Consider the following 21,213-nt stretch of genomic DNA (forward strand, 5'->3'; position numbering starts at 1 on the left):
TCGCCAATCCTTGGAGTTCATCCGATCGCACCGCGAAGCGATAGACTCGGTCAGGCAACAGCAAATGTTTTTGCATCATGAGACGTCGCCGCGCTCGCCTCGCCGCCTCGCCGCGTCATGCCGTGAGATCCGCGACCGGCTGAGGGGGACGCCTGCGCAGATTCCCGCACCAGGCGCGGAAGCGGTCAGCGTAGAGATAAACGACCGGCGTCGTGTAGAGCGTCAGAATCTGGCTCAGGACCAGACCGCCGACGATGGCGATGCCGAGCGGGCGCCGCAGTTCGCCGCCTTCGCCGAAGCCGATCGCGAGCGGCATCGCACCGAACATCGCTGCCATCGTCGTCATCATGATCGGCCGGAACCGCAGCAGGCAGGCCTCCTGAATGGCATCGAACGGAGACAGGCCGCGATGGCGCTGCGCGTCGAGCGCAAAGTCGATCATCATGATCGCATTCTTCTTAACGATGCCGATCAGAAGGATCACCCCGATCAGCGCCATGATGCTGAACTCGACTCCGAAGGCCATCAGGGCGAGCAACGCGCCGACCCCGGCCGAGGGCAGCGTCGATAGGATCGTCAGCGGGTGGACGAAGCTCTCATAGAGCACTCCCAGGACAAGGTAGATCGTCACCAATGCCGCCAGGATGAGATAAGGCTGGCTGCCCAGGGAGGCCTGGAAGGCGCGGGCCGTCCCCTGATAGGTGCCGTGGATCGTGGCGGGGACGCCCAGCCGGTTCATGGCAGCCTCGATCGACTGAATTCCCGTGCTCAGCGACACGCCCGCCGGGAGGTTGAACGAGATGGTATTGGCGACGAGCAGCCCCTGGTGGTTGACGGCCAGCGGCGTCGCGCCCTGTCCGAAATGTGCGATCGCGGAGAGCGGTATCATCGTCTCCTGCACCGTGCTGACCGCCGAACCCGTCGAAACCGCCCCCTTGCCGGTAGCGCCGATGGAGTTGGTCGCGAGATTGCGGGCCGCATCGGCCGCAACGCTGCTCGCCTTGGTCGATTTGCCCGCGACCACGACCGTGCCGGCGACCGCATTGGTTGCCTGAGAGCCCCCGACCGACCCGCCGGCGGTGCTGATGAAGACCTGCTTCAGCGTTTCCGGATTCTGCCAGAACCGCGGCGCCACCTCCATGATCACGTGGTATTGGTTGCGCGCGACATAGATGGTCGACACCTGCCGCTGGCCGAAGGCGTCGTAAAGGGTGTTGTTCACCTGTGCCATGGTGACGCCGAGGCGCGCGGCGGTGTCGCGATCGACGATGACATTGGATTCCAGCCCCTTGTTCTGCTGGTCGCTGTTGACGTCGGCGAGTGTCGGCAGCGCCTGCAGTGCGGCTGCGATCCGCGGCGTCCATTCCGCAAGATCCTCCAGGGTCGAGCCTTGCAGCGTGTATTGGTACTGGGCGTTGCCGGCCCGGCCGCCGACCCGGATATCCTGAACCGCCTGCAGGAAGAGGCTCGCGCCGGGCACGACTGCCAGATTCCGCCGCAGGCGCGCGATCACCTGGTCGGCCGAGACGACGCGTTCGGCGAGCGGCTTCAGCGCGATGAAGACGCTGCCGGAATTGGTCTGCCCGCCGCCGGTGAACCCGACCACCGTGTCGACGGCCGGGTCGGCCTTGACGATCGAGACGAAGCGCGAAAGCTTCTGCTGCATCAATTGGAAGGAGATGCTCTGATCGGCTTGGATGGCACCGACGATGCGCCCCGTATCCTGCTGGGGAAAGAAGCCCTTCGGAATAGTGTCGTAGAGATAGAGGTTGAGGCCCAGCACAGCCGCCAAGACCAGCATGACCGCCCCGGGATGGCCAAGCGCGGCTGTCAGCGTTCGCCTGTATCCATCCAGCATCCAGGCGAAGACCCGCTCGCTGCCGCGATATAATCGGCCATGCCTGAGCTCGGCGTTTCTGCGCAGGAGCACGGCGCACATCATCGGCGTCGTCGTCAGCGAGATCAGCAGCGAGATCATGATCGCCAGCGAGGTCGTCATGGCGAATTCACGAAACAGCCGGCCGACGATCCCCCCCATCAGCAGGATCGGAATGAACACGGCGACGAGCGAGATGCTCATCGACAGGACCGTGAAGCCGACCTCCTGCGCGCCCTTGAGCGCGGCCGCGCGAGGCTCCATCCCGCTCTCCACATGGCGCGCGACGTTTTCGAGAACCACGATGCAGTCGTCGACCACGAAACCCGTCGCGACGGTCAAGGCCATCAGCGACAGGTTGTTGAGGCTGTAGCCGAGCAGGTACATCGCCGCGAAGGTCGCGATTAGCGATACGGAGACGGCCACGACCGGCACGAGCATCGACCGCCAGTCGCGCAGGAACGCGAACACAACGGCGATCACGAGAAGGATCGCGATCACCAGCGTGCGCTCGACGTCCTGGAGCGAAGCCCGGATCGTCGTGGACCGGTCGACCGCAGGCGCGAGATCGATGGCGGGGGAAATCGAGGCCCGCAGCGTCGGCAGGAGCGCCTTCACCCGGTCGACCACGCCGATGATGTTCGCGTTTGGTTGCCGGAACAAGACGAGGAGAACGCCCGGCTTGCCGTCGACGAGCCCGGCATTGCGCAGATTCTCGACCGAATCCGTCACTTCCCCGATATCGGACAGCCGGATGGGGGCGCCGCCGCGATAGGCGATGGTGAGAGAGCGATACTGTGCCGCCTTTTCCGCCTGGTCGTTGGCGTAGATCTGGTAGCGTCGATCGCCGACATCGATCCCGCCCTTGGGGCTGTGGGCATTGGCGCTGGCGATGGCGGCACGGACATCCTCCAGGCCGATACCGTATTTATAGACGGCCTGCGGATTCAACTCGACCCTGACGGCCGGCAGCGAGCCGCCGCCGACGAGGACCTCGCCGACACCCTCGACCTGAGACAGCTTTTGCGCGAGCACCGTGGTGGCCGCGTCGTAGAGTTCGCCCCGGGTCTTCGTATCCGAGGTCAGCGTCAGGATGAGCACGGGGGCGTCCGCCGGATTGACCTTTCGATAGGTCGGATTCGCACGGAGGCTTGCCGGCAGGTCGGCGCGAGCCGCATTGATCGCAGCCTGTACGTCGCGCGCAGCGCCGTCGATATCGCGGTTCAGGCCGAACTGGAGGGTGATCCGCGTTCCCCCGACCGTGCTTGACGAGGTCATCTCCGTCACATTGGCGATCTGGCCGAGATGGCGCTCCAGCGGGCTCGCGACGGTCGCCGCCACATCTTGCGGGCTGCCTCCCGGCAACGTGGCCTGGACCGAGATCGTCGGGAAATCGACTTCCGGGAGCGGCGAGACGGGGAGTTGGAAGAAGGCGACGGCACCCACCCCTGCTAGCCAGGCGGTCAGCAGCGTGGTCGCAACCGGGCGGCGGATGAAGGTCCGCGACGGGTTCATGGCCCAGGCATTTCGTGGGACGGCGGCAGGGCCAACCGGGCATCGGTGGCGCCGACGGCCAGCCGATCGAACCAGAGATAGATGACCGGCGTCGTGAACAGGGTCAGCAACTGGCTGAGCAGCAGCCCGCCGACGATCGCGATACCGAGCGGATGCCGGAGTTCGGAGCCCGCGCCGGTTCCGAGCATCAGCGGCAGGGCCCCCAGCACGGCAGCCATCGTCGTCATCAAAATGGGCCGGAACCGCAGCAGACAGGCCTGACGGATCGCCTCGCGCGGTGTCCTCCCCTCGTTACGCTCGGCGTCCAGCGCAAAATCGATCATCATGATCGCGTTTTTCTTCACGATGCCAATCAGCAGGATGATGCCGATGATGGCGACGATGGTGAGTTGCTGGCCCGCCATCATCAGCGCCAACAATGCGCCGATGCCCGCCGACGGAAGCGTCGAGAGAATCGTGAGAGGGTGGATGAAGCTCTCATAGAGCACGCCCAGCACGATATAGACCGTCACGATCGCCGCGAGGATGAGCAGGATCTGGTTCGACAGCGACGACTGGAAGGCCTGCGCTGCGCCCAGGAAGCTGCTGGTCACGCTTTCCGGCAGGCCGATTTCGGCCTGAGCCTGCCTGATCGCAGTCACGGCTTCGCCGAGCGAGGTTCCGGGCGCCAGGTTGAAGGAGACCGTGGCCGAGGGAAACTGGCCGAGATGCGAGACCTGGAGCGGTGCGGTGCCCTCGCGGATCTTCGCGACGACCGCCAGCGGGACAGGTCCACCGCCCACCGCCGACGGCAAATAGATCGCCGAGAGCGAACGCAGGGAGGTCTGCAGCAGCGGATCGGCCTCCAGGATGACACGGTACTGGTTCGCATTGGTGAAGATCGTGGAGACGATGCGCTGGCCGAAGGAATCGTAGAGCGCGTTGTCGATCGTGGCCGGGGTGATGCCGAAGCGGGCCGCCTGGTCGCGGTCGATGTCGACGAAGACGGCGAGCCCTCGTGCGGAGATGTCGCTCGCGACCTCGGCGATCTGCGGCAGCGCCGCCAGCCGCTCGACCAGTTTCGGCGTCCATTCGGCGAGCTGAGCCGCATCGGCATCCTGCAGGACGAACTGATACTGCATGCGGCTGACGATGCCCTCGACCGTGAGGTCCTGCACCGGCTGCATGTAGAGCGAGATGCCCGGCAGCGCGGCCGTGCGCTGTCGCAGGCGCTCCATCACCGCCGCGATGTTGGATCTGCGCTCCTCGTGAGGCTTCAGATTGATCAGGATGCGCCCGCTGTTCAGCGTGCTGTTGGTGCCGTCGACCCCGATGAAGGAGGACAGGCTGGCGACATCGGGATCCTCCAGGATCGCCGCGGCGAGCGCCTGCTGCCGGCCGGCCATCGCGGCGTAGGAAACGGACTGCGGCGCCTCCGTGATCGCCTGGATGACCCCGGTGTCCTGCAGCGGGAAGAAGCCCTTGGGGATGACGGCGTAAAGGTATCCCGTCAGCCCGAAAGTCCCGAGCGCGATCAGCAGCACCAGCGTCTGCCGATCGAGCACCCAGTCCAGCATGCGGCCATACCCCGCAATGATGCTGTCGAAGGCTTCCCGGCTGACGCGCTGGAAGCGGTTCTCGCGCGCCTCGGCGGCCGGCTTCAGAAGCTTGGCACAGGCCATCGGCACCAGCGTCAGGGAGACGACGGCCGAGATCAGGATCGTCACCGCCAGCGTCACCGCGAACTCGCGGAACAAACGGCCGACCACGTCGCCCATGAACAGCAGGGGGATCAGCACCGCGACCAGCGAGACCGTCAGCGAAATGATGGTGAAGCCGATCTGCTCCGAGCCGCGCAGGGCGGCCTCGAGCGGGGAATCCCCCTCCTCGATGTAGCGCGAGATGTTCTCGATCACGACGATCGCGTCGTCGACGACGAAGCCGGTCGAGATGGTCAGCGCCATCAGCGTCAGGTTGTTGAGGCTGAAGCCCATCAGATACATCGCGCCGAGCGTCCCCACGAGCGAGAGGGGAACGGACAGGCTCGGGATCAGCGTCGCGCGCGGGCTGCGCAGGAAGACGAAGATCACCAGCACGACGAGCATGACCGCCAGGGCGAGCTCGTATTCAACGTCGCGGACCGAGGCCCGGATGGTCACCGTGCGGTCGGTCAGAATCGTCATGTCGACGGCTGCCGGCAGCGACGCCTTGAGTTGCGGCAGAAGCACCTTGATGCTGTCGACCACGGAGATGACATTGGCGCCCGGCTGACGCTGGATGTTCAGAATCACAGCCGGCGTCGCGTTCATCCAGGCACCGAGCTTGTCGTTCTCGGCGCCGTCGACGACCTCTCCGACATCGCTCAGCCGAACCGGAGCTCCGTTCTTGTAGGCGACGATCAGGGAGCGGTAGCCGTCGGCGGAGCGGATCTGGTCATTGGCATTGATCGTCGATGCCCGCATCGGCCCGTCGAAACTGCCCTTGGGCGTGTTGACATTGGCATTGCCCAAGGTGGTGCGCAGGTCGTCGATGTTCAGGCCGTAGGCGGCGAGCTTGCGGATATCGGCGCGGATCCGCACGGCGGGGCGCTGGCCGCCGCTGATGGTAACGAGACCGACCCCGGGAAGCTGCGAAATCTTCTGCGCCAGCCGTGTATTGGCGAAGTCCTGCACCTGCGTCAGCGGAACGGTGGCGGAGGTCAGACCAAGCGTCAGGATCGGCGCGTCGGCAGGGTTGACCTTCGCGTAGATCGGAGGCGCCGGCAGGTCCGCCGGCAGAAGGTTGCCGGCGGCGTTGATAGCGGCCTGAACCTCCTGCTCCGCCACGTCCAGCGAGATGTTCAGGTCGAATTGCAGGGTGATGACCGAGGCGCCGCCCGAACTGACCGAACTCATCTGGTTCAGGTTCGGCATCTGGCCGAATTGCACCTCGAGCGGCGCCGTCACCGAGGAGGTCATCACATCGGGGCTGGCGCCCGGATAGAAGGTCTGCACCTGGATGGTGGGGTAGTCGACCTCGGGCAGAGCCGCCACAGGGAGAAACCGGAAGGCGAGGATGCCCGAGAGCATGATCGCCACCATCAGCAGAGCGGTGGCCACCGGCCGCAGAATGAAGGGTCGGGACGGGCTCACGGGCCTGGCCTCGCGCCCGCGCGGCGGCCAGAGCCCGCGGCCTGCGGCGGCGTTGCGTCGGGCGGCGCCCGCACGCTGATCCTGGCGCCTTCGCGCAGCTTGTCGGCGCCGTCGATGACGACCGCGTCGCCCGGCTTGAGGCCCGACAGGATCTCCACATGATCGCCATCGGTCACGCCGAGCTCGACCTTGCGAACCGAGACGGTGTCGTTGGGGTTGACGATATAGACGAAGGTGCCGGGCACGCCGCGCTGGACGCCCGCCGACGGGATTTGCGTCACGCCCCTGCGCGTGTCGAGCAACAGGCGGATATTGACGAACTGGTTGGGATAGAGCGATCGCTCCCCGTTCCCGAAGGTCGCGCGCAGCTTGATCGTGCCCGTGGTGGGATCGATCTGGCTGTCGAAGGTCTTCAGCGTCCCATCCGCGAGTTTCGTCGTGCCGCCGCGGTTGAAGGCCTGGACCGGCAATGTCGCGCCCGCCCGCAGGCGCGCGGCGACGGCCTGGAGATTGTCCTCCGGCAGGGTGAAGAGCACGCTGATGGGCTCGAGCTGCGTGATCACGACGATGCCGCTGGCGTCGCCGGCCGTGACGTAATTTCCCGCGTCGACCTGGCGTAGACCGGCGCGCCCGTCGATCGGCGAGACGATCCTGCAATATTGGAGATTGACCTCGGCGGCCGTGACCTGCGCGTGATCCGCCGCGACCGTGCCCACATATTGGGCGACCAGCGCGACCTGCGTGTCGAGAGTCTGGTGCGGCACGGCGCTCTGGGCTGAAAGGCTCCTGTAGCGCTCCAGGTCGACGCGTGCCCCGCTGAGCAGCGCCTCATCGCGCGCCAATTGCCCCTTCGCCTGAGCCAGAGCGGCCTCATAGGGACGTGAATCGATCTCCGCGAGCAGATCGCCCTTCCTGAGGTCCTGCCCCTCCTCGAAGTCCACCGCCAGGAGCTTTCCTGCGATCTGGGACCTGATCGTCACGGTCGCGAGAGCAGTCACGGTACCGAGAGCATCGAGGTTGATCGCGATATCGCCTTGCGTCGCTTGCGCGGACACGATCGACATCGCTGGAACGCTGCGATTGCCCCCCGCCAGCTTCTCGCCGCCCGGTCGCACCCACCACCACAATCCGAGCCCTGCCGCGACCAGCGCGATCAGCACCAAACCAGGAAGGCCGGGCCGCGACTTCCGCGAGACCGTGTGCGAACGATCCGTGGCAGGAGCTAAGGCCGGGAACTCGGGCTTCTGGTTCATCGCTGCACCGATGCCGCATAGAACGCCCGCAGGATGCTATACGCATTTGCGCGGCGCCGCACATGAAACAGGCGTAATCCAGCGTTAATCTAGCCCGGAACGACGCGCTTCAGCCTGCATGAGGCGAACTGCTATGGTTGCTGCCGCATCAGCTTCGCATGCAACGACGGTGGCCGGTCATGCCAAGCAACGCAGCCCTCGCCGGATCGGAACAGCGCTCTTCCAGAGGCCCGTCGCATCCCAGCGATCTTGGGCGGAATGTGCTCGCGGGTTTGACGCTCGCGGCGATCACGATCCCGGAGCAGATGGCAACGGCGCGCCTCGGCGGCTTTCCAGTGCAGGCGGGATTGTTCGCCTTCGTCGCAGCGACGCTCGGTTTCCTGCTGCTGGGAGCCAGCCGTGTCCTCACCGTCGGCGCCGATTCGACGATCACCCCCATCTTTGCCGGCGCACTCGCCGCGCTTGCGGCGGGGGGCATCATCGCACCGACGGCTGCGCCGACCCTTGCCGTGCTGGTCGGCGTCCTCCTTCTGGGGGCCGGCTTCCTGCGCTTCGGCTGGATCGCGGATCTTCTCTCGACGCCGGTCGTGTCCGGCTTCCTGGCCGGCATCGCAGCCCATATCGTCGTGTCCCAGCTCCCGAGCCTGCTGGGGCTGAATGTGCAGGCGAGCAGTCTGCCTCCCCGGCTTGCGGAAATTTGGGCGGCGCGTGCAGGTAGCAATCCGTTCTCGGTCATGCTGGGTCTCGGCGTGCTGGCTGTCATCGTCGTCTGCGAAAAGCTCGCAGCCTGGCTGCCCGGCGCGCTGATCGCCTTCGCCCTAGCGACGGCGGCGGTCGCCGCTCTCGGTCTGGAGAGCCGCGGCGTCGTAGTGCTCGGCTCGTTGCCGACGGGGTTGCCGCCATGGCCCGGCTTTGATCTGTCCTGGGCCGATTTGCGGTCTCTCGTTCCGCTCGCCCTGATCATCGCGCTCATCGTGATGATGCAAACGGCGACGGTCAGCCGATCCTTCCGCGATCCCGATGGGCGCGAGCCCGATGTCGGGCGTGATTATCTCGGACTGGCGGGTGCCAATCTGCTCGCCGGCCTGGCAGGTACATTCCCCGTAAACGCCAGCCCGCCGCGGACGGCCATCGTCGTCGAGAGCAGGGGCCGGAATCCCGTCGCCGGTCTCGCCGCCGCGGCGCTGGTTCTGGGTCTCGCGCTCTTCGGCGCCGATGTTCTCGCCGATGTCCCCGAGGCTGCCTTTGCCGGAGTCCTCTTCTTCATAGCCGGGCGGATTGTGAGGGTCGGACTGATCGCGCAGATCGCGCGCCAGAGCCCGCAGGAATTCGCCCTCGTCCTGCTGACCGCGCTTGCCGTTGCCCTGCTTCCGATCGAAAGCGGCGTGGCGATCGGCATCGGCCTGTCGCTGTTGCACGGCATCTGGATGACGACCCGCAGCCATCTGGTCGAGTTCGGTCGGATCACGGGCACGACGATCTGGTGGCCACCGGGGTCGGGGCAGCCATTGACGACGCTTCCGGGCATCCTCGTCGCCGGCTTTCCGGCGCCGTTGCTCTTCGCGAATGCGTCAGGTTTCCAGCAGGAGCTGGTCGATCGGCTCGCAGCGCAAAAGCCGAGGTTAGTCGTCTTGGAGGCCAGCGGCATTGCCGCCATCGACTATACGGCGGCGCAGTCGCTGCTGGCCGTGGCCCGGGCCTGCGAAGCGCAGGGAGCCGCCTTCGCGATCGCGCGGGTGGAGTCCGCACGGGCCCGCGAAGCGCTGGAGCGCTTCGGCATTATCCGCGCGATCGGAGAAGACCGGATTTTCCACAGCGTCGACGAAGCTGTTACCCGGCTTGGCGGTGTCCTGCCTAAATCTTGGGACCTCGCCACCCCCGCCGATCCGGCGCGTAGTGAGCGCCAACCCTAGACGGTGGCGTAAGGCGTCGGCGCGTTGGTCGACCTCGACGCGCCGTTGACGGCGTTCAGAGCCATCAAATGCTTGGCGCGCTCGAGGCAGGCCGGCTGCTCGCTGCGATAGCGCCGGCCGATCTCCATCATCAAGACCGTGCCGGGCAGGAACGTCAGCTCGGAGAAGATCTCGTCCCAGTCGATATCGCCCCAGCCAAGCGGCATGTGCAGGTCGCCGATGCCGAGCGCCGTGTATTCCTGCAGATGATAGCCCTTGTAGAACGCGGTTGGCCGCCCGAAGGAATCGTGGACGTGCAGATGGCCCGCGACGGGCGCCATGGCGCGAAGCTGCTCGCGGAAGTCGAGCCCCTTATAGGTCGCTTCGAGATAGGCATGGCTGAAGTCGATCAGGGCAACCAGATTGGGATGGTCGACGCCCCTCACCGTCTCCGCGATTCCAGCCGGTGTCTGACGGTATTGGCCGGCCTCCGTTGTGAAGATGTTCTCCAGCGCGATGCGCACGCCGTAGGATTTCGCGAATACGGCAAGTTCGCGCAGAGCCTCGCGTTCCCGCCGGTCGGCATCAGCCCTTTCGAAGAGCTGCTCCGCGCGCAGAAAGCCGCCGTGATGGACGAGGATCCGCGAGCCGACCCGATCGCAGAGCTGGACCAATGCTTTCGCCGCCTCGAGCTGATAGCGCAGCGTGTCCGGGTCCATGAAGTTGGACGAGACCAAGCCATGCATCGTGTAATTGAACGGGAACTGGGCTGTCAGCTTTGCGAGCCTGTCGGCGCGCTCCTCGATGATGCGCCCGCCCGCAATGAGATCGATGCTGGTCGGTGTCAGCTCAACCGTCTCCACGCCGAGATCTGCGAGTCGCTTCAGATCGCTTTCCAGGCTGTCGAGTTCGCCGTCCGTCGAGGCGGCGACAAAGCCGGTCGAGATGATGTGATTCATGGAGGTCTCCAGTCCAAGCAAACTCAAGGATCAGGCCGTGATCGTCTCGCGCAGCGCGAGCGCCAAATCGGGGCTGTCCGAAGTCATGCGGCCGATATTGCGCCCGAGCCAATGGCGGATTCCAGCTTCGTCGTTGACCGTCCACACGCAGAGACGGTCGAGTGCGAGCCTGCTTCGGATCAGCTCCCACTCGGCGTCGAGCAGCTCATGATGAACAGCCACGATCTCGGCCAGATCCTCGACGCGGTCGAGGAAGGCGGGAAGCCCGCCCTGCCGCGCCGCCCAGGCGGCATTGACCGAGACGAGGCGAGCGACCTGCGGGGCATGGCATCGGCATTCCTCCAGCACGGAGGTGTCGAAGGATGTCAGATAAGACCGCTCCTCGATGCCGAAACGGGCCAGCTCGGCGGCCACGCGCGGGGCGATGCCGGGATAGGGAGTTCCGGTCTCGTCAATCTTGATCTCGACATGCAGCTCGATGGCCTTTGCGGGCGACAGGATTTCGAGCACTTCCGCCAAGGTCGGGATGGTCTCGTTGGTGTCCTTCAGCTTCATGGCCTTGCGCGCTTCGGCCGACAGCTCGCGCACCGGGCCCGTCCCGTCGGCGGTGCGGTCCAGCGTCGCATCGTGGATGACGACAAGTTCGCCGGACTTCGTCAGATGCACGTCGAACTCGATGCCGTCGACGCCGAGCGTCAGCGCGTTTCGGAAACCGGTGAGCGAATTCTCCGGCCAGAGATTGCGGGCACCACGATGGCCTTTGATCAGGGTCATGCCAATTCCCTCGGAAAGCGGCGTCTCTAGCGGATGGTCGGGTCGAGCTTGTCACGCAGCCAGTCGCCGACCAGCGAGATGGAGAGCGTCGTCAGCATGATGACGATGGCGGGGGCGAGCATGATCCAGGGTGCACGCGTCAGATATTCCCGCCCGAAGCCGACCATGTTGCCAAGGCTCGTTTCGGGCGGCTGCACGCCGAGCCCCAGAAACGAGAGGCCGGATTCCATCAGGATGATCTCGGGGAAGGTCAGCGTCATCGACACGATCAGCGTCGAGGCGACATTGGGCAGGATATGGCGCAGATAGACCCGCGCCGGCGTAGCTCCGAGCTGGACGACCGCGGCAGCATAACCCTGCGCGCCGGCGGAGATCGCAAGGCCGCGCGCGATGCGCGCATAGCGCTCCCAGCCATAGAAGCCCATCAGGCAGACCAGGAGCACCATCGACGAACCGAAGAAGGCGAGCACCGCCAGCGACATGATGAGGAATGGCAACGCCGCCTGGAAATCGGCCAGAGCCAGCACGACATGCTCGACCGTTCCGCGAAACTGCGCCGCCAGGAAGCCGAGCAGCGTGCCGAAAAACGCCGAGAGCAATGTCGCTCCGAACGCGATCACCAGCGAAATGCGGATGGACTGGATGAGCCGCGAGAGCACATCGCGGCCGAGTTCATCGGTGCCGAGCAGATGCCTGAGACCGCCCGGCGCCGCGAGTCGGCTGGCCAGGTCCATGGAGGTGATGTTGTAGGGGCGAATCTGATCGGCGAAGGCGGCAACGATGATCATCGCCAGCAGCCAGATTATGCCAAGGCCGACTGTCAGGGGAAGCTTCAGCCGCAGAAGCGCGACAAAACCACGCCTCGGTTCAGAGGATGGTGCTTCGTGGAGATCGATGGCAGCCATGGGGTTTTTCCTCAATGACCGGAGGCCTGCGCGCGCAAGCGCGGGTCGAGCCAGCCATAGAGCAGGTCGACGACGAGGTTGGAGACGACCATGGCCGCGGCGACGATCAGCAGGATGCACTGCACCACGGCGAGATCGCGGTTCCCGACCGAGACGACCAAGAGCCGCCCGATCCCCGGCCAGGAGAAGATCGACTCCACCACCACGGCACCGGCGATCAGCGAGCCGACCATGAAGCCGACGATGGTGACGATCGGCACCGCCGCGTTCGGCAATGCGTGCCCCAAGACCACCTCACGCCATTTCAGCCCCTTTGCGGAAGCCGTGCGAATATAGGGCTGGCCCATCACCTCGATCATCGCGCTGCGCGAGAAGCGGGCGAGGATGCCGATGCCGCCGATGCTCATTGTCAGGGTCGGCAATATGCCGTGCACCCAGGTGTCCTGTCCGCCGGAGGGCAGCCAGCGCAATGTGATCGAAAAGATCAGCACCAGCACCAGGCCCATCACGAAGGACGGGATGGTGAAGCCGAACACGGCGGCGAGCATGACACCGCGATCGGTGAAGCTCTGGCGGTGCAGCGCGGCATAGACGCCCGCCGGGATGCCGATGATCAGCTTCAGGATGAGAGCCGGCAGGGTCAGCTGCAGGGTCGCCGGCACGCGCTCCAGCACCAGATTCAGGGCGGAGGCCTTGTCGCGCATCGACATGCCGAAATCGCCCGAGAAGATCGCCTTCAGATAGGCGACGTATTGCACCCAGAGCGGCTGATCGAGGCCCCAGGCCTTGCGGAAGGCGGCGAGGGATTCCAGCGGCACGTCGGGGCCGAGCATAACCTGCGCCGGATCGCCCGACATACGCAGCACGACGAAAGCGAACGTCACAACCGCCAAGATGGTAACAAAGGCGCGGAACAGGCGGACGAGAGCGAAGCGGAACATGCGCCCTACCCTATGCGGCTGCAAGGGCGGGTTCGCCCGTCAGGACGTGGCAGGCTGCTGTCCGCCCCTCGGCGATTCGGCGCAACTCCGGAACTTCCGCTCGGCAGACGTCGCGCGCCAGCGGGCACCGTGGATGGAAGGCACAGCCGGAGGGCCTGTTGGCCGGGTTCGGCGGCTCCCCCTGCAGAATGACGCGCCCCTGCAGCAGCTTGCCGGGCTCCGGCACACTGGAAACGAGCGCTCTTGTGTAAGGGTGCAGCGGTGACCGGAAAAGCACATCGGAGGAGGCCTCCTCGACGATGCGGCCGAGATACATCACGGCGACCCGGTCGGCGATATTGCGCACCACCTTCAGGTCGTGGCTGATGAAGACCATGGCGATGCGGGTCTGATCCTGCAGGTCGCGCAGCATGTTGACGACCTGCGCCTGGATCGAGACATCAAGCGCCGAGACCGGCTCGTCGCAAACCAGGAGCCTGGGTTTTGAGGCGAGCGCGCGGGCGATGACGGCACGCTGCCGCTGGCCGCCGGAGAGCTCGTGCGGATAGCGCCCGGCCTGATCCGGCCTCAGGCCCACGGCGGCCATTAGCTCCGCCACGCGGGCCCCGCGTTGTTCTCTCGGAAGCAGATCGTGGATCTCCAGCGGTTCGCCGATCTGCGCGGCGATCGTCAGGCGACGGTCGAGCGCCGCGAGCGGGTCTTGATAGACGAACTGCATACTGGCTCTGAGCGCCCGCCATGCGCCCGTATGGAGCGCCGGCATCGGCTGCCCGTCGTAGAGCACCCTTCCCTCCTGCGCGTCATCGATACCAAGCAGCATGCGGCCGAGGGTGGACTTGCCGGAGCCGGATTCGCCGACGATGCCGAGCGTTTCGCCGGGCATAACGGAGAGCGAGACACCGTCCACCGCGCGCACCGGCACCGAGCGACCAAAGAGGCCGCGGCGGATCTGATAGACGCGCACAAGCCCGCGCGCTTCGACAAGCGGCGTCATGCCGGCACCCCCTCGGCAATTCGGGCCGGAACCAGCGCGGCGGGGGGAACCGGGCGGATGCAGGCGAGCTTGCGCCCATTGTCGAGAGCCAGCAGCGGCGGGCGCGCCTCGTAGCAGGCATCCGCGACGCGCGGGCAGCGCGGCGAGAAGGAGCAACCCTTCGGCAGATGCTGCGGATGGGGCACCGTGCCCGGGATAGGGCGCAGCCGCTCGCGCCCGCCATCGAGGCGCGGGATCGCGTCGAACAGGCCGCGCGTATAGGGATGGCGCGGCTCCGCGAAGAGATCGGCGACGCGCCCCTCCTCGACGATGCGCCCGGCATACATGACGCAGACGCGCTCGCAGACCTGGCTGACGGCGCCGAGATCATGGCTGATGAAGACTGTCGCCATGCCCGTCTCGCGTCTCAGCCGGGCCAGCAGATCGAGAATCTGGGCCTGGATCGTGGCGTCCAGCGCCGTTGTGGGTTCGTCGGCCACGAGGACGTCCGGCTCCCCGGCCAGCGCCATCGCGATCATCAAGCGCTGGCACTGGCCGCCCGAAAACTCATGTGGGTAGAGGTCGAAGCGGCGGCGGGCGTCGGGGATGCCGACCATTTCCATCAGCCGCAGCGCCTCGGCGCGGGCCGCCTCGCCGCGAAGACCGCGATGGACGGCAAGCGCCTCGACGATCTGCCGGCCGATGCGCAGCACCGGGTTGAGCGAACTCGACGGGTCCTGGAAGATCATGGCGATCCGTCCGCCGCGCACGCCTTCGAGGACGGTGCGTGCCCCGCCGATCAGCTCCTGTCCCTCCAGCTTCACCGAACCGGAGACCGCGGCCTTCCCGGGCAAGAGGCCCAGCGCCGCCAGCCAGGTGACCGACTTGCCGCAGCCGGACTCGCCGACGAGGCCAAGCGCTTCTCCCCTGCCGACGTCCAGATCGATGCCATGGAGAACCTGCACGCCGTCGAAGGCGACCGTCAGGCCGCGCAGTTCGACGAGTCTGGAGTCGGCTGTGCCGAACATGCCCATCGCCATTCCGTCGTTTCAGAGAATGTCGAAATCTCCGGCGGCCTTTCGGCCGCCGGAGATCATCACCGAGGGCCGTTCAGATGGCCCAGTTCGCCGCGCGGAAGTCCATGGCGAAGGCCGGTGCAGCCTTCCACTTCAGCGAGGATTTCATGCCGGTGAAGACTGCGTTCTGGTGCAGGACCTGATAGGCCGGGTCCTCGCGCTCGCAGATCTCGAGCATGCGCGCGATGGCCTTCTTGCGCAGCGCCCGGTCGGTAGAGGTTTCCATGACCACGGAGAGCTGGTTCATCTCCGCGTTGGTCCAGTCCTTCATCTGCTGGAGCTCGCCGTTCGGGCCGTATTGGACGACCATCGGCGTGATCGGATCGTTGATGTTGTTGGAGGCTGACCAGTCGCGCACGCCCTTGACGCCGTTGCGATCATGGATCTGGCCCCAGTTCTCCTTCATCTCGATCTCGACGTTGAGGCCGACCTGCTTCCACATCTCGACCATGATCTGCCCGTTGGCGGTCTGGTTCGTGTAGTAGTTGTTGAGCAGGCGGAAGGGGATGCGGTCCCCCTTGTAGCCGGCTTGCTTCAGCAGGTCGCGGGCGAGCGCGGGGTTGAATTCCGGCGCCTTCCAGCCTTCGATGAACATGTCCGTGGCCCGGAAGGACTCGAACTGCAGGCCGGCCGGGACGACGGTCTTGCCGGCCCAGAGCGCATCGACGATCGCCTGACGGTCGATCGAATGCGTCATGGCGCGGCGCACCAGCGGGTTCGCCAGGACCGGGTTCTCGATGTTGAAGACCGAGACGCGATGGTTCCAGATGGTCGAGCTCTGCACCTCGAAGCCCGGCGCTTTCTGGATGGTCGCGATCTGGTCAGGCGGCAGGTCGCAGGCGAAGTCGTACTCGCCCGAGAGCAGACCGTTGACGCGCGACGCGACTTCCGGGACCTCGACGAAGCGGATCTGCTCCAGCGGCGGGCGGCCGCCCCAATACTGGTCGAAGGCAACCAGCGTCAGCGAGACGTCCGGCCTGAACTCCGCGACCATATAGGGGCCCGTGGTGACCGGCTTGCGCGCCCAATCGGTGTAGCTCTTCGCCTCGTCCCAGGCGCGGCGATTGGTGATCTGGCTGCCGGCCGAGTAGAGGCGGCCTTCCAGCGTCACGTCGGGCGTCGCATTGTGGAAGCGCACGGTATACTTGTCGACGGCCTCGACGCCGGCGAGCGCCGGCCAGAGGCGGCGCGCGATGCCCGGCACGGAAGCCGGCAATTCCTTGACCGTGGTCGGCTTGTGATCGTCGGCGAAGATGGTCTTGCCGCCCTTCGGCTCGGTGTTGCCGAACAGGCGCTCCTTGGAGAAGGAGAACACGACGTCGGCAGCGGTCAGCTCGTCGCCATTGTGGAACTTCACGCCCTGGCGCAGCTTCAGCTCCAGCGTCTTGTCGTCGATGCGCTTCCACTCGGTGGCGAGACCGGGGAGCGGGCCCTGGTTGCCCATCCAGTCGCGCAGGATCAGGCCTTCCCACAGGTTCGGGAAGAAGACGCGTTCGCCGACATTGGACTGCTCGTTCCAGACGTCGAGCGTGCCGTTGATGGTGATCTTCTGCACTGCAATGGTGATGGAACGCCGCTTGCCCTGGGCAAGGACCGGGCGCGGCAGAATCAGGGAGCCGGCAGCCGCCCCGAACAGGCCGAGCGCGCCGCGTCGATTGATAGGAAGCACAGGGAGTCTCCTTCGGTCGCAACCGGCCTGGAAGGGGTCACGGTTGAATTTGCAGGAGGGCTCTAGGTCCGCGATTTAACATTCGCATGAAGGTTCGGACGGGTGCGGGGCCGGGCTCCGTCGACGTCCCGCACGAACCCGCCGGATCGGCTTCGCGCAAGCCGGCGGGCATGCTCTCGATCGGCCCGCCGAACCGGCCAAAACTGACGAGAAAAGATTTTGCTTATCGGCCGGGCCATGGCCGCGAGTGCATTTCCGCAAGGCCGGGAAACATGGCTCGAAGGCGCCCAGCGCGGGACAACGCCTCATATTCCGCAGAACGCCGGCTATCGCGCGTGCGCCATCCTCTTCAGCGAGGCGATTGATATCGTCCACCGCGAACGTCGTCTGCCTCCCGCCGGCCGAAGCCGCGTGCCATCCAGAGCGCGCATGCCGTCAGCAAGAAGAGAAAAACACCTGGCGCGATCACGAGCCACGGCGCCCGCGAGAAATAGGGCCGTGCTTCGGCGATCATCGTTCCCCATTCCGGCGTCGGTGGCGCAACACCGATTCCCAGAAATCCGAGGGCGGCAATGTTCAGGATGTTGTGTCCGAACTGAAGGGCCAGCAGCCCGGAGAAGACAGGCAGGAGCTGGGGCAGGATGTGCCTCCTGACCAGGTACAGCCGCCGCCCTCCTGCGGCCCGGGCGGCGGTGACGAAATCGCGTTCCCGCAGCGAAAACGTCGTGGCCCGTGCGATCCGGGCATATTTCACCCAGCCTGCCGTGGACAGGGCGAGGACGAGCGAGAGCCCGCCACCGCCGAGATAGACGGACAGGATCAGGGCGATCACGATCTGCGGCAGCGCCGTCAGCACGTCCATCGCGAAGGTCAGGGAGCGGTCGAGCGTCCCGCCGATCGCGGCGACCAGCGTGCCGATGCCCAGGCCGATCGCGAGGGACAACGCCACGATTGCCAGCGAAAGGCCGATATCGAACACGAAGCCGTGTGCGATCCGGGCGAGCACGTCGCGGCCGAGATGGTCGGTCCCGAGGGGGAATTCCGCTCCGGGCGGCCGCAGGCTGTCGCGAAGCGAGCCGTCGAGGGGATCGCGCAGCAACCCGCAGCCGATCGGCACCAGCAGAAGCGCCGCCAGCAGGATGAGCGGCCAGGCTGCCCTCCAATGCCGCGTCATCATGCCCTCCTGTTGAACTCGATGCGCGGATCGATCCGCGCGACGACCAGATCGGCGGCGAGGTTGACCGTGGACAAGGCCAGCGCGATCACGCCGATCGCGCCGAGAAAGGCCGGGCCATCATGGCTGTCGAGCGCGTCGGTCAGGTAGCCGCCCAGGCCGGGGATCGAGAATAGCCGCTCGACCACCACCACGCCGCCGATCAGGAAGGCGAATTGCAGCGCGAGATAGGGAATCAGCGGCACGAGCGCGTTGGGCAGGGCGTGGACGAGCAGGACCCTGCCCTCGCCCAGCCCCTTCGCTCGCGCCGTTGCGATGTGAGGGGCGTCGAAAGCCTCGCTCAGGGCATCGTCCAGCAGAATGGCGTTGAAGCCGAACTGGCCCAGAGCCAGGACGGCGACCGGCAAGACCAGATGCGCCCAGCCCGCGAAGCCGCTGACCGGCAGCCAATCCAGACCGATCGCGAAGAGGATGATCAGAAGCGCGCCGAGAAAGAAGGCCGGCAGCGCGACCGAACAGACGGCGAGAAGCTCGAGCCCTCGGGCGGCGAGCGGCGTCGCGACCGTGCGCTTCAAGGCGACGAGCCCGAAAGTCAGGACGAGCGACAAAAGCGTCGCCAAGACGGCGAGGAGCCCGGTCGCGGAGAGACGCCAGCCGAGCTCGGTCGCGACCGGCCGGCCGGTCCGGATCGAGTGGCCGAGGTCTCCCCCCAAGGCGCCGAGGAGCCAGCGGCCATATTGCACGACCAGAGGGGCATCGAGGCCGAAGCGCCCGGCGATGGCCGCGACATCCGCCCGCGAGACGGCCGCTGTCTGGTCCCGGACGAAGACCCGCGTGAGGATCACCTCTGCCGGCTCTCCCGGAACCAGTTGCAGAAGCACATAGGTCAGAAAGGTGGCGGCCAGGACGATCGTGACCGCCAGCGCCAGCCTCCTGGCGACATAGGCCGTCATCTAGGGAGCGACCGTCATGCGTGGATCGAGCATGTAGTCATGGGCGATCGGATTGAAGGCGTAATTGGCGATGCCAGGCTTCATCACGACGTTGACGCCGTAATGCGCGATGGTCAGGCAGGGCTCGTCCGCGGCGACGATGCGCTGGACGAGGTTGTAGGCGGCAGTGCGTTCGGCTTCGTCGTGCGTCGTCAGCACCGTCGCGAGAGCCTGGTCGACCTCGGCATTGGCGTAGCCCCAGCTATTGATCGCCCCCTTCGAGTGATAGGTCTGGCGCAGGTAGAAATCCGGATGCGGATACATGGCCGTCGCCAATGCGGCGAGCCTGGCATCGCCGGGCTTCATCTCCCTGGCGATGGCGGCGAAGGTCGTCACCTTGATCTCGACGGGCACTCCCAGCTTGCGGAGCTGGTTCTGGAGTGCCCCGGCGATCGGCACGAGCCCTGGTCGCTGCGCATAGGTGTACAGGGTGAAGCCGAGCGGCTTGCCGTCCTTCGCCATGACGCCGCCCGGGCCCGGCGCATATCCGGATTCGGCCAGCAGCTTCCGCGCGGCCGCGAGGTCGGGCTTGGGCAGGACGATCGATCTGTCGGCGAAGGCCATGGTGTCGGGAAAGGCCCCGATGCCCGCGCGGCCCATGCCGAACAACACGTATTGCACGATCTCTTCACGATCGATGGCGAGCGAGAGCGCCTTGCGGATGCGGGCGTCGGCGAAGGGCGTATCCTTGAGACTGCCGAAGCTCAGCACGTAGTTGCGGGCGGTGACGTTGCGCGAGACGGTGAAGCCCTTTCCCGCGAGCATGTCGAGGTCGCCATAAGGGACCTCCGAGGCGAAATCGACGCTCCCCTTCTGCAGTTCGAGCGAACGTGTGGTCGGATCGGGAATTCCGCGGAAACTGATCGCGGGGATCGCAGGCTTCTCACCCCAATAACCATCGAAGCGCTCGGTGGCGAAGCTCTGTGCGGCCGGCTGCCAGGCCGAGATCCGGAAGGGGCCGGTGCCGATCGGGCGCTCGATCGCCCCATCGTCCAACCGTGGCGAAGCCGGCGACACGATCGCCGCGCTCGAATAGACCAGGGCCGCGGGTAGCGCCGGGAACGGCTCGGAAGTGGTGATGGCAACCGTATTGGTATCGCGCGCCGCGAGATCGGCGATCCTGGTGTAGCTTCTGACGGTGCCGCTTCGCTTCAGCGTGTCGGACAGGCTCGCGACCACCGCCTCGGCCGTCAGCGCCGAACCGTCATGGAATCTGACGCCCTGCCGCAGCTTGAAGAGCCAGACCGTGTCGCTTTCGCGCGTCCACGAAATGGCGAGCCCCGGCCTCAGCGTGAAATCCGGGTTGCCGGCCACCAATGTCTCGGTGACCATCGCCTTTTCCTTCATCAGGGTGCCGTCCTGAGAAGGGTCGAGCGTGGGAATCTCCCAGATCTCGGCCACGCGCAGCGGCCGCTCCTGTGCGGCTGCGACCGAAGCGACGAACAGCGCCCCAATCAGAACCAGCTTGCGCAGATGGGCGCGAGGCATGAGGTGCCACCGTATGACGTTTTCGTCCAAAATTCATACGGCAGCGGCGGCGGGCTGTATCGCTGAAATGTTGAGCAGCACGGAGCCGAAAATGCTCAGTGATCGTGCTCGTGAGGATGCCGATCCTCGGTTGCGGTCGCGTCGGGCAGGATCTGAAGATGACCGTGCCGGACGCCGCGCTGGCTGATGACGCCGTCGGCAAAGGCGCGGACTTCACCACTCGTTCCACGCAGCACCGAGACCTCCAGGCATTCATGTCGATCGAGATGGACATGGAGGGTGGCGACAGAGAGGTCGTGATGGTCATGCTGCCGATTGGTCAACCTGCGCGCGAGATCCCGCGTCTCGTGATCGAAGACATAAGCCAGCGTCGCAAAGCAGGGAGCGGCGGGGTCGGTGGCGGTCTCCGTCCGGGCGGCATGGCGCAGAATGTCACGGATCGCCTCGGAACGGCTGCCATAGCCTTTCGATGCGCTGAGCGCATCGACGAATGCGAGAAGTTCTGCATCGATGGTGATCGTGACCCGTTCCACCTGCACCCCTATTCCGACCCCACGGCCCGGCTGCAAAATTGAGCAAGCACCCGACATTTGCGAGACGCAGATCGCTCGCGTCA

Annotated in this window: 15 protein-coding genes; 1 reads left to right on the forward strand and 14 read right to left on the reverse strand. The window is 65.9% G+C overall.

What is annotated here, in order from left to right:
• Nucleotides 1-115: 115 nt before the first annotated feature.
• Genes AC1DDA_RS00820 through AC1DDA_RS00830 form a run of 3 tightly spaced genes read right to left on the reverse strand, consistent with a single transcriptional unit; the run spans nucleotide 116 to nucleotide 7,754 of the window.
• Nucleotides 116-3,391 carry an efflux RND transporter permease subunit gene (locus tag AC1DDA_RS00820; protein WP_476794235.1) on the reverse strand — a complete coding sequence of 1,092 codons (3,276 nt, stop codon included), beginning with the start codon at nucleotides 3,389-3,391 and terminating at the stop codon, nucleotides 116-118.
• Complete coding sequence (locus AC1DDA_RS00825) at nucleotides 3,388-6,501, reverse strand: MdtB/MuxB family multidrug efflux RND transporter permease subunit (RefSeq protein ID WP_476794236.1); 3,114 nt, start codon at nucleotides 6,499-6,501, stop codon at nucleotides 3,388-3,390. Before AC1DDA_RS00825 ends, AC1DDA_RS00820 begins: the two co-directional genes overlap by 4 nt.
• The gene (locus AC1DDA_RS00830) at nucleotides 6,498-7,754 is read right to left on the reverse strand and encodes an MdtA/MuxA family multidrug efflux RND transporter periplasmic adaptor subunit (protein WP_476794237.1); all 1,257 of its coding nucleotides are present in this window, start codon (nucleotides 7,752-7,754) and stop codon (nucleotides 6,498-6,500) included. Before AC1DDA_RS00830 ends, AC1DDA_RS00825 begins: the two co-directional genes overlap by 4 nt.
• A gap of 179 nt (nucleotides 7,755-7,933) precedes the next feature.
• Between AC1DDA_RS00830 and AC1DDA_RS00835 the strand changes: the two genes are divergently transcribed.
• Nucleotides 7,934-9,667: a SulP family inorganic anion transporter gene (locus AC1DDA_RS00835; RefSeq protein WP_476794238.1), complete on the forward strand. Its 1,734-nt coding sequence runs from the start codon at nucleotides 7,934-7,936 to the stop codon at nucleotides 9,665-9,667.
• Here the strand turns inward: AC1DDA_RS00835 and AC1DDA_RS00840 are convergent.
• The 11 genes from AC1DDA_RS00840 to nikR form a co-directional block, all read right to left on the reverse strand.
• Nucleotides 9,664-10,605: a TIM barrel protein gene (locus AC1DDA_RS00840; protein ID WP_476794239.1), complete on the reverse strand. Its 942-nt coding sequence runs from the start codon at nucleotides 10,603-10,605 to the stop codon at nucleotides 9,664-9,666. The two genes, AC1DDA_RS00835 and AC1DDA_RS00840, sit on opposite strands and share 4 nt — an antisense overlap.
• A 30-nt stretch (nucleotides 10,606-10,635) precedes the next feature.
• On the reverse strand, nucleotides 10,636-11,379 hold the full coding sequence (locus tag AC1DDA_RS00845; RefSeq protein WP_476794240.1) for a glycerophosphodiester phosphodiesterase family protein: 744 nt from the start codon (nucleotides 11,377-11,379) through the stop codon (nucleotides 10,636-10,638).
• A 26-nt stretch (nucleotides 11,380-11,405) separates the two neighbouring features.
• The gene (locus AC1DDA_RS00850; protein ID WP_476794241.1) at nucleotides 11,406-12,284 is read right to left on the reverse strand and encodes an ABC transporter permease; all 879 of its coding nucleotides are present in this window, start codon (nucleotides 12,282-12,284) and stop codon (nucleotides 11,406-11,408) included.
• A gap of 11 nt (nucleotides 12,285-12,295) precedes the next feature.
• Nucleotides 12,296-13,225: an ABC transporter permease gene (locus AC1DDA_RS00855; protein WP_441511492.1), complete on the reverse strand. Its 930-nt coding sequence runs from the start codon at nucleotides 13,223-13,225 to the stop codon at nucleotides 12,296-12,298.
• 10 nt (nucleotides 13,226-13,235) lie between these two features.
• A complete protein-coding gene (locus AC1DDA_RS00860) occupies nucleotides 13,236-14,219 on the reverse strand; it encodes an ABC transporter ATP-binding protein (protein ID WP_476794242.1) in 984 nt (327 codons plus the stop codon).
• Complete coding sequence (locus tag AC1DDA_RS00865; RefSeq protein WP_476794243.1) at nucleotides 14,216-15,226, reverse strand: ABC transporter ATP-binding protein; 1,011 nt, start codon at nucleotides 15,224-15,226, stop codon at nucleotides 14,216-14,218. The genes AC1DDA_RS00860 and AC1DDA_RS00865 overlap by 4 nt, the downstream gene beginning before the upstream one ends.
• Before the next feature lie 82 nt (nucleotides 15,227-15,308).
• Nucleotides 15,309-16,943: an ABC transporter substrate-binding protein gene (locus AC1DDA_RS00870; protein WP_476779704.1), complete on the reverse strand. Its 1,635-nt coding sequence runs from the start codon at nucleotides 16,941-16,943 to the stop codon at nucleotides 15,309-15,311.
• 349 nt (nucleotides 16,944-17,292) lie between these two features.
• Nucleotides 17,293-18,117, reverse strand: coding sequence for an ABC transporter permease (locus tag AC1DDA_RS00875; protein ID WP_476794244.1), 825 nt, complete (start codon nucleotides 18,115-18,117; stop codon nucleotides 17,293-17,295).
• Nucleotides 18,117-19,070, reverse strand: coding sequence for an ABC transporter permease (locus tag AC1DDA_RS00880; protein ID WP_476794245.1), 954 nt, complete (start codon nucleotides 19,068-19,070; stop codon nucleotides 18,117-18,119). Before AC1DDA_RS00880 ends, AC1DDA_RS00875 begins: the two co-directional genes overlap by 1 nt.
• Entirely contained in the window at nucleotides 19,071-20,597 is a 1,527-nt protein-coding gene (locus tag AC1DDA_RS00885) for an ABC transporter substrate-binding protein (RefSeq protein WP_476794246.1), read from the reverse strand.
• A 95-nt stretch (nucleotides 20,598-20,692) separates the two neighbouring features.
• On the reverse strand, nucleotides 20,693-21,130 hold the full coding sequence (gene nikR, locus AC1DDA_RS00890) for a nickel-responsive transcriptional regulator NikR (protein WP_476794247.1): 438 nt from the start codon (nucleotides 21,128-21,130) through the stop codon (nucleotides 20,693-20,695).
• Nucleotides 21,131-21,213 lie beyond the last annotated feature (83 nt).

The sequence above is a fragment of the Allobosea sp. 10N428 genome (assembly GCF_056394545.1).